At 66.1% G+C, this 9,234-nt stretch carries 7 protein-coding genes; 3 read left to right on the forward strand and 4 right to left on the reverse strand.

Features of this window, described 5'->3' with window-relative positions:
- Nucleotides 1-17: 17 nt before the first annotated feature.
- Genes VIM95_RS19215 through VIM95_RS19225 form a run of 3 tightly spaced genes read right to left on the reverse strand, consistent with a single transcriptional unit; the run spans nt 18 to nt 5,637 of the window.
- Nucleotides 18-3,104: an efflux RND transporter permease subunit gene (locus tag VIM95_RS19215; protein ID WP_331988962.1), complete on the reverse strand. Its 3,087-nt coding sequence runs from the start codon at nt 3,102-3,104 to the stop codon at nt 18-20.
- Nucleotides 3,101-4,216, reverse strand: coding sequence for an efflux RND transporter periplasmic adaptor subunit (locus VIM95_RS19220; protein ID WP_331988964.1), 1,116 nt, complete (start codon nt 4,214-4,216; stop codon nt 3,101-3,103). The genes VIM95_RS19215 and VIM95_RS19220 overlap by 4 nt, the downstream gene beginning before the upstream one ends.
- Nucleotides 4,213-5,637, reverse strand: a complete 1,425-nt coding sequence (locus tag VIM95_RS19225; RefSeq protein ID WP_331988966.1) for an efflux transporter outer membrane subunit — start codon at nt 5,635-5,637, stop codon at nt 4,213-4,215. Before VIM95_RS19225 ends, VIM95_RS19220 begins: the two co-directional genes overlap by 4 nt.
- 232 nt (nt 5,638-5,869) lie before the next feature.
- Here VIM95_RS19225 and VIM95_RS19230 point away from each other — a divergent pair, with 232 nt between their 5' ends.
- The 3 genes from VIM95_RS19230 to VIM95_RS19240 are packed head-to-tail and all read left to right on the forward strand — an operon-like array spanning nt 5,870 to nt 8,167.
- On the forward strand, nt 5,870-6,562 hold the full coding sequence (locus VIM95_RS19230) for a response regulator (protein ID WP_331988968.1): 693 nt from the start codon (nt 5,870-5,872) through the stop codon (nt 6,560-6,562).
- Nucleotides 6,563-6,567: 5 nt separating this feature from the next.
- Nucleotides 6,568-7,902: a HAMP domain-containing sensor histidine kinase gene (locus VIM95_RS19235; protein WP_331988970.1), complete on the forward strand. Its 1,335-nt coding sequence runs from the start codon at nt 6,568-6,570 to the stop codon at nt 7,900-7,902.
- Nucleotides 7,903-7,948: 46 nt separating this feature from the next.
- Complete coding sequence (locus VIM95_RS19240) at nt 7,949-8,167, forward strand: DUF3820 family protein (protein ID WP_331988972.1); 219 nt, start codon at nt 7,949-7,951, stop codon at nt 8,165-8,167.
- A 292-nt stretch (nt 8,168-8,459) separates the two neighbouring features.
- Here VIM95_RS19240 and VIM95_RS19245 read toward each other — a convergent pair.
- Nucleotides 8,460-9,234 (reverse strand): S9 family peptidase (locus VIM95_RS19245; RefSeq protein ID WP_331988974.1); only part of this gene is annotated, 775 nt, incomplete at its 5' end.

The raw sequence follows: 9,234 nt of genomic DNA on the forward strand, positions 1-9,234 counted from the left end.
TATTCTGCCTACAGCGATCAGGTCTCGACAACAGACGGCGAAACCGGCACCGCATGCTTGGGCATGCGCTTGCCCATCCACACCAGCACATCGTCCACATAGGTGAAGATCACCGGAATCACCAAGAGGCTCAAAAAGGTGGAGGTCAAGAGACCGCCGATCACCGCCACTGCCATGGGCGAGCGGAAGCTCGGGTCGGCGCCCAGGCCCATGGCGATGGGCAGCATGCCTGCCCCCATGGCGATGGTGGTCATCAGGATGGGCTGCGCACGCTTATGGCACGCGTCCACGATGGCATCCAGCCGGTTCATGCCGTGCTCGCGCCGTGCCATCACCGCGTACTCCACCAGCAGGATGGAGTTCTTGGTCACCACGCCCATCAGCATGAGTAGGCCGATGATGCTGGGCATGGAGAAGCTGTTGCCGGTGATCAGCAGCGCGAGGAAGGCCCCGCCCACCGAGAGCGGCAGTGCGGCCAGGATGGTGGCGGGCTGCAAAAAGTCGTGGAACAGCAGCACCAGCACCACATAGATGCACATCACCCCGATCAACATCGCCCAGCCAAAGCTGCCAAACAGCTCAGCCATGCGCTCTGCATCACCCGCCGGCATCTGCTTCACCCCGGCTGGCAGCGATTTGAGCGCCGGCAGGGCGTTGGCCTCGCGGATCACCTCGCCCATGCTGCGGCCACCCAGCTCCACATTGATGGAGGCCTGGCGCAGGCGGTCACGGCGGTCCACTTGGCTAGGGCCGCTGCCCAGCGAGATGTCGGCCACGGCCGAGAGCGGCACCTGGCCCTTGGCGGCATTCACCCGCATCAGACCAATGGCAGCCGTATCGGCCCGGGCTGCATCGGCCAGCCGTACCCTCACCTCTACCTGCCGCTGCGGCAAGTTGAGCTTGGCGAGGCTGGACGAAAAGTCGCCATAGGTCGCCAGCCGCACCGTGCTGGCCAGTGCTTCGGTAGTCACGCCCAGGTCGGCGGCGCGGGCAAAGTCCGGCCGTATCTGCAGCTCCGGCCTTTGCAGGCTGGCGCTGGAGGTGATGGAGCCCACACCCCTGAGACCACGCAACTGCTTTTCCAGGCTGCGTGCGGCCGTGTCGAGCGCGGTGGCGTCGTCGCCGGCCAGGGTCAGCTGCAGGGTCTCGCCGGTATTGCCGCCGCCTACACTCACCCGTGCGCCGGTCAGAGGCTTGAGCGCCTCGCGCACCTTGGCTTCAATCGCCGCCTGCTTGTAGCTGCGCTCGCTGCGTGGGGTCAAATTCAGGGTCAGCGTGGTCTTGCGCACGTCGGCACTGGCCCCACCGCCCATGGGGCCGCCACCGGTGGTGGCACTGCCTACCAGGGCATAGACCTGCTTCACGTCCTTGACCGGCTCCAGCAGTACCCGGGCCTGTTCGGCCAGCGCGCGGCTTTCCTCGATCCGGCTACCCGGTGGCAGCTCCAGGGTCACCTGGGTCTGGCTCTGGTCGCTGGCCGGCACAAAGCCGGTAGGCAAGAGCGGTACCAACATCAGCGAGCCAACGAAGAAGGCCGTCGCCATGGCGACCGTGCTCTTGCGGTGCGAGAGGCACCAGTTCACCGCCTTGAGGTAGGCACGCATTAGTGCGCTGTCCTCATGCTTGTGCTCGGTGGGCTTGAGCAGGTAGGCCGCCATCATGGGGGTCAAGAGCCGCGCCACCAGTAGCGATGCCAGCACCGCCACCGCCGTCGTCATGCCGAACTGGCGGAAGAACTTGCCCGGTATGCCGCCCATAAAGGCGGTAGGCAGGAAGACCGCCACCAGCGTGAGCGTCGTGGCGATCACCGCCAGGCCGATCTCGTCGGCCGCCTCCATGGCCGCTTGCAAGGGTGGTTTGCCCATGCGCAGGTGGCGTACGATGTTCTCCACCTCCACAATGGCATCATCCACCAAGATGCCGATCACCAGGGCCAGCGCCAGCAGGGTCAGCACATTGAGGCTGAAGCCCGAGAAATACATGGCCGCAAAGGTGGGAATGATAGACAGCGGCAAGGCGGTGGCCGAAACCAAGGTCGCGCGCCAGTCGCGCAGAAACCACCACACCACCACCACGGCTAGCGCCGCACCCTCCAACAGCAAGTGCATGGAGCCTTCATAGTTGTCCTCGATCGGCTTTACAGTATTGAAAGCCTCTTTGAACTTGACCAGTGGGTAGCGCGCACGCAGTACGTCCACCTGCTTGCGCACTGCCTCGGCCACCTCCACTTCGCTGGCGCCCTTGATGCGGGTGATCTGGAAGGAGACCACCGGCTTGCCGTCCAGCATGGCGTAGCTGGAACGCTCGGCCGTACCGTCGGTCACGCTGGCGACTTCATCGAGCCGCACATGACGACCATCGCCCAGGGGGATGGGCAGGGCTGCGATTTCAGCCACCGAGCCAGCAGCACCCAAGGTACGTACCGACTGCTGCTTGCCGGCGAGCCGGGTTTCGCCGCCCGAGGCATCCTTCTGCACCGCCTTGAGCTGGGCCGATACGGTACTGGCGGCAATGCCCAGGCCATTGAGCTTGGCCGGGTCCAGTTGCACCAGCACCTCGCGGTCCACGCCACCGGCCCGGGCCACCTTGCCTACCCCCTTGGTGGCCAGCAGGGCCTTGTTCACGTCATTGTCCACGAACCAGGAGAGCGCCTCCTCGTCCAAGCGGTCCGATTCCACCGTATAGGTCAGTAGCGCCCCACCGCTGGTGGTCACCTTGGAGACTGTCGGCGCCTGCATATCGGCCGGCAGATCGCCACGCACGCTATCCACCGCGTTGCGCACCTGGTTCAGCGCTTCCTCGCTGTTCTTATCCAGCTCGAACTGCACGCTGATGCTGACTGAACCGTCGGTGATGGTGGTGTTGATATGTTCCACCCCACCAAGCGAGGCCAGTTGATCCTCGATCTTGCGAGCCACCTCGGTCTCGAGCTGGCTGGGGGCCGCCCCTTCCAGAGTGGCACTGACCGTGACGGTAGGCAGTTCGATATCCGGGAAGTTCTGGATGCCGATGCGCTTGAAGCCCAGGAGTCCCACCAGCGTCAGCACCACAAAGAGCAGGATGGCCGGGACCGGGTTGCGGATAGACCAGGCGGAGAAGTTCATGATGCCTCCTTGCCCTGGCTGCGCAGGCTCACCGGGTCGCCATCATTGAGGAAGGCACCTCCGCTTTTCACCAACTGCATGCCATGGGAGATGCCCTGGCTGATCTCCACCCTATCGCCCTGCTGTCGGCCGGTCAGCACCACGTGCTGTACCACATGCCTGTCCTTGGCTATCTCGAACACGATGCTGCGGCCATCACGCAGGGTCACCGCAGAGGCCGGGACGGTCAGCGCATCGCGCTTGCCCAGCTCCAGTTCACCGCGCACATACATGCCGGCACGGGCCGCGCTGCGGGGCTGCAGGTCCACATAGGCCACCGCCTGCCGCGTGTCGCTCGCCAGGGTGGGCGAGACCAGCCGCAGCGTGCCGGCCACCGTGCCGCCGCCCGGCAGGGCGATCTCGGCCTTCTGACCGGGCTTGAGCAGGGTCAGTTGCTCGCTACCAGCCTCGGCACGCCATTCCAGCCGCTGCTGGCGCACCAGGTGGAAGAGGTCGGCGCCCGTGCTCACCACTGCACCCAGCGCCGCGCTGCGGGCCGAGATCACGCCGTCGTCCACCGCCACTACCTTGGTTTGATTGAGGGTGATACGGGCACTGTCTAGCGCGGCCTGTGCCGCCGCCAGGCTGGCACGGGCGCTCTGCTCGGCGATCTGGTACTGCTCGATCTGCTGCTTGGAGAGCGAACCCGCGTCCTTCACCACATCGCTGCGCTGGCGGTTGCTCTCCGCCTGCGCCAGGCTGGCGCGGGCACTGGCCACATTGGCCTCTTGCTGCCGTACGTTGGCTTCTACGCTGTCGCTGGCAAGCTCCGCCAGCAGCTGGCCACGCTTGACCACACTACCCACCTCGGCATGCAGTGCCACAATGCGCAGCCCGCCAGTCTCGGCGCTGATCACCGCTTCCTGCCAGGCGGCCAAGGGGCCGTTCAGCGCCAGCTTGAGCGGCCAGGATTGCCTTACCGGCTGGATGGCCTCCACCGCCAGCGCCGGGCGCGGCGCCGCGGTGGCAGCCGGTTTGCTCTCCGCCTTGGCCGCTGCTGGCTTGAGCACCAGGATGGTGCCGATGATCACCACGCTCAGGGCCAGCAGGCCATATTGATATTTACGCTTCACTTGCTGCTCTCCCGCTTGCCGTTCACATTGTCGTTTTGCTGTGCTTCCCAGCCGCCGCCCAGGGCCTTGTAGAGGGCAATGCCGTCGAGGATGCGGTCACGCTGGCTGGTGATATAGGTCTGCTCGGCACCACGCGCGTCGCGTTGCGCCTGCTCCAACGTCAGCAGGCTGGCGCTGCCGGCCTGCCACATGGCGCGGGTGGCCGCCAGGTAGCGCTGGTAACCCTCGGCGCTGGCGCGCCGGCTGGCTTCGCTGCGGGTGGCGGCATCCAATCGCACCAGGGCCTGCTCCACTTCCTTGACCGCATCGAGCACGCCCTGCCGGTAGCTGGCCAACGCCTGCTCATAGCTGGCACGGGCCTTGTCCACCGCCGCGCGGCGGCTGCCGCCGTCAAACAACGGCAGGCTCAACGAGGGGCCGAAGGACCAGGGGCTGCTGCCACTGCCGCCTCGCACCTCGCTGCTGCTGATCGAGCCCAGCAGCGAGAAGCGCGGGTACCGGTTGGCCTCGGCCACACCGATATCGGCACTGGCCGCGGCCAGATTGCGCTCCTTGGTGGCCAGGTCCGGCCGCTGTGCCAGCAGCTGCGCCGGCAGGCTCTGTACTGCCAGCGTGGCCGGCTTGGGCAGCTGGAGCGGGCCCTGGGCCAGGGTGGCTCGCAGCTCGTGCTCGGCCATGCCGGTCAGCGCGACCAGGGATTTGATATCCAACTCGCACTCGGCCGCCTGCGCCAGCACATTGCTGGTAGCAGTGGCCGTGCCGGCCTCAGCCAGGTCGGCATCGGACTGGGCGCTGAAGCCCGCCGCCACCGAACGGTTGGTCAGCTGTGCCGTCACCTGGCGCGACTGGGCATCGGCCTGGTAGCTCGCCAGTAGCAACTGGCAAGCGCGGTAGCTCACATATTCATTGGCCACCTCGGCCGCCAGCGAGACTCGCGCCTCATGCCAGTCAGATACGCTGGCGCTGGCACGCGCCCGTGCAGCTTCGGTACTGCGCTTGATACCACCAAAGAGATCGACCTCCCAGCTGGCATCCAGCGCCGCCGTGCTGGTGGTGGCCGTGCCACCCTGCCCTTGGCGCAGATTGCCAGTGCGGCTCACACCGCCGCTACCGGTAAGGCTGGGTAGCTGGCTGGCCTGGGCGCTACTCAGATTGGCGCGGGCCGCCACTATGCTGGCCCAGGCCTGGTCCAGCGAAGGGCTGTCTGCCTCTGCGCGGGCCAGCAACTTGTCCAGCACCGGGTCGTTGAAGCTTTGCCACCAATGCAGCAGATCGGCGCTGCGGCCACCATGTGGAAGGGCTGCCTGCCACTCGGTGGGCGTAGCGAGCCTGGGCGCCTGGTAGTCGGGCCCCACCGTGGCGCAGGCAGCCAAGAGGCTGGCCAGCACGGCAGCAGGGAGGATGCGGAGTACGGATGGCATGGAAAAGACCCTGGTTAGCATGGCGACCATGATGTCCGGGGGGCGGGTAAAGCGCGGTTAAGCACAGGTAAAGAAGTGTAAAGACCCCTCCAGTCCCGCAGCGTCTACGCCGCCGCACAAGCCGGCCGCCGCGGGCCGCTGGGTAAAGTCCGGTAAAGATCCGTGCCGGCCTGCCAGGGCCGGACTATGATTTGCCGCATCAACGCTATCCTGGGGCCAGGCCCCACTACCCATGCACCGAGTGCTGCTGGTCGACGACGACATCGAACTTTCCGCCATGCTGGCCGAGTATTTCCGCCAGGAAGGCTATATGGTCAGCGCCGTACATGACGGGGAGCAGGGCGTGACCACAGCCCTCTCGGGCAGGCACGATATCGTGATCCTGGACGTGATGATGCCGCGTCTGACCGGTGTGGAAGTGCTGCGCCAGATCCGCCAACACAGCCGTATGCCGGTGCTGATGCTGACCGCCCGCGGCGACGATATCGACCGCATCCTGGGTCTGGAGCTGGGTGCTGACGACTATGTGCCCAAGCCCTGTACGCCGCGCGAGTTGGTCGCCCGGGTACGTGCCATCCTGCGCCGCGGCAGCGAACCTAGCGCCGCCCCCAGCGACACCGCCGGTACCATCAGCAGCGGCCCGCTCACGCTCTGGCCTAAGCGCCTGACCGCGCACTGGCAAGGCCGGCCGCTGGAACTCACCGCCACCGAATTCCGCCTGCTGGAAACGCTGGCCCGCCAGGCCGGCCAGATCGTCAGCAAGCAGACCATGTCCGAGAGCGCCCTGGGCCGGCCGCTGGCGCGGTTCGATCGCAGCATCGACGTGCATATCAGCAGCATCCGCCACAAGCTCGGCATCCGTGCTGACGGCCGCACCTGGATACAGACGGTGCGCGGCCAAGGCTATCTGCTGGTGAAGGATTGAGCACCATGGGCCGCTTGTTCTGGAAGTTCTTCGTCGCCTTCTGGCTGGCCTCGGTTCTGGTCGGCTTCAGCATCTTCGGCCTGACCTGGCTCCTGCGCTGGCTGGAGCCGGATGGCAAGCAAAGCTATGAAGCCGAGCGCATGGTGCTTGCCCTGAACAGCACCGCTGCCGTATTGGGCCAGGCCGACGTAGCGGGTGCCCGTGCCCTGCTGGGTAGCCTTGTCCAGCAGGGCGTCAAACCGGAGATCTATGTGGTGGACGAAAGCGGCCGGGAGCTGCTGGGCCGTACCCTGCCCGCAGCAGACCGGCGTGACTGGCGCCTGGTAGGCGACAACAGCTACACCCGCGTGGTGCAACCAAGCGGCCACCGCTACGTGGTGTTCGCCCGCCAGAGCGAGGCCGAAGCCGCCCTCAGCAAGGCCCGCCCCATGCCCCCTCCGGCGGCCATACCCTGGATCGTGGTACTGCTGGTCAGCTTGGGCATTGCCTGGCGGCTGGCGCGGCACTTCTCCCGCCCCATACGTAGCCTGCGCAGCGCCATCCGCAGCATGGCGGAGGGCAAGCTCGATACCCGTGTTGCCCCGATCCACCCCAGGCATGAGGATGAGATCAGCGAACTGGGGCATGACTTCAACCGCATGGCGCAGCGCCTGCAGCAACTGGTGGGGGCCCAGCAACGGCTCTTGCATGATGTCTCGCACGAGCTGCGCTCCCCCTTGGCCCGGCTGCAGGCCGCCATTGGCCTGGCGCGGCAAAGGCCGGACATCGCCAGCCTGGAACTGATGCTGGAACGCATCGAGCGCGAAAGTGGCCGGCTCGATAGCCTGGTGGGCGAACTCCTGACGCTCGCGCGGCTGGAAAGCGGCGCCGGGCAGATCGTGCGCGAGACGGTGGACCTTGTGGAGCTGGTCACCGCCATCGCCGACGACGCCCGCTTCGAGGCCGAATCGAACGAGCGCCAGTTGGTTCTGGAGGGCAGTGGGGAATTCGTGACTTTTGTCGGCGCCGAACTGCTCTACCGCGCCTTCGAGAACGTGATCCGCAACGCGGTCAAATTCACCCAGGCCGGCAGCTGCGTCACCGTCCGCCTGCACGCCGGCGCGGAGCGCTTTACCTTGGAAGTGCTGGACCGCGGCCCTGGCGTAGACCCTGGCCTCCTGGAAGACATCTTCCAACCCTTTCACCGTGCCGGTGCCGGCGGCGTAGAAGGCTTCGGCCTCGGGCTCGCCATTGCCCAGCGAGCGGTACAGACCCACGGTGGCGAGATCGGCGCCAGCCTGCGCGATGGCGGTGGCCTGGCGGTGCAGATCAGCCTGCCGCGCACACCGGCCCCGGCCTGATGGCGGCCGGCGGTACAATAGCCACCGCTCTGTCAGACCTCCGCCCATGAAACCCGAAGACTTGGAACGACTCGTCACCCTGCCCATGCCCTATGGCAAGTACAAGGGCCGCTTGATCGCCGATCTGCCGGCCAACTACCTGCACTGGTTTGCCAGGGTGGGCTTTCCGCCAGGCGAGATCGGCCGCCTGCTCGCCTTGATGCAGGAGTTGGACCATAACGGTCTCAAGCCGCTATTGGAGCCCTTGCGAGCGTGTCGCAAGTGAGTACAGCGCATGCGCCCGGGGAACCCGTGCGCTAGTCATTTGAGCAACTTGAAACAGCGGCTTGCCCTTTATCGAGCCCCTTCCCTCCGCCCCGCCCGCCGGCGGGGAACCTCGCTGACGCTCGTCAGCGCGCCAAACCAGGTCCCGCTTACTCATTCAATATTTCGCCGCACACATTTGCGAAGCGCGTAGGCAAAAAATCGCCCGGGGACAAAGCCAGCCGGGCAAAGCAGGGAAGACACCTTTTGTATACGACAGGGCCAGCGCATCGCCCAGCCCAGCCGCCCAACGGTCAGTCCCCCACCTGTATCTCCACCGGTGCGATCTGGTCAGCCGGCGCAAAACCGAATACCTGGGCATAGAAGTACAGCTCGGCCTCCTGCGCACGGCGCAGCGTCTCCTGCTTGCGAAAGCCGTGGCCCTCACCCTCGAAGGGCAGATAGGCCACCGGCACCCGGCGAGCCTTCAACGCTGCTACCATCACCTCGGACTGCGCTGGCAGCACCACCTTGTCGTCCAGGCCCTGAAAGAAGATCACCGGGCAATGCAACTTGTCGGCATGCAGGATGGGTGAGCGCGCCTTGTACAGCCGCTCGCGCTCAGGCGGCGGGGCGATCAGATAGCTGGTGTACCGAGACTCGAACTTGTGGGTGTCCGCGTCCAAGGCCGCCAGGTCGCTCACGCCGTAGTAGCTGGCGCCGGCCTTGAAGTCCGGATGGAAGGCCAGCGCCGAGAGGGTGGTATAGCCACTGGCACTGCCGCCTCGTATGGCCATGCGCTGGGCATCCACCAGCCCCCGTGCTGCCAGGTAGCGGGCACCAGCCACGCAGTCCTCCACATCCACCACGCCCCAGCTGCCTTGCAGCAGGTCGCGGTAGGGTCGGCCGTAGCCGGTGCTGCCACCGTAGTTCACGTCCAGCACCGCAAAGCCGCGGCTGGTCCAGTACTGTATGCCCAGCTTGAGGCTGTTGCTGGCCATGGAGGTCGGCCCACCATGACTGGTGACGATCAGGGGCGGCAGCTCGGCCGCCGGGGCCTGGTAGCCGGCATGCTGTGGCGGATAGTAG

It is taken from the genome of Chitinimonas sp., assembly GCF_036568685.1.
GTDB lineage: Bacteria > Pseudomonadota > Gammaproteobacteria > Burkholderiales > Chitinimonadaceae > Chitinimonas.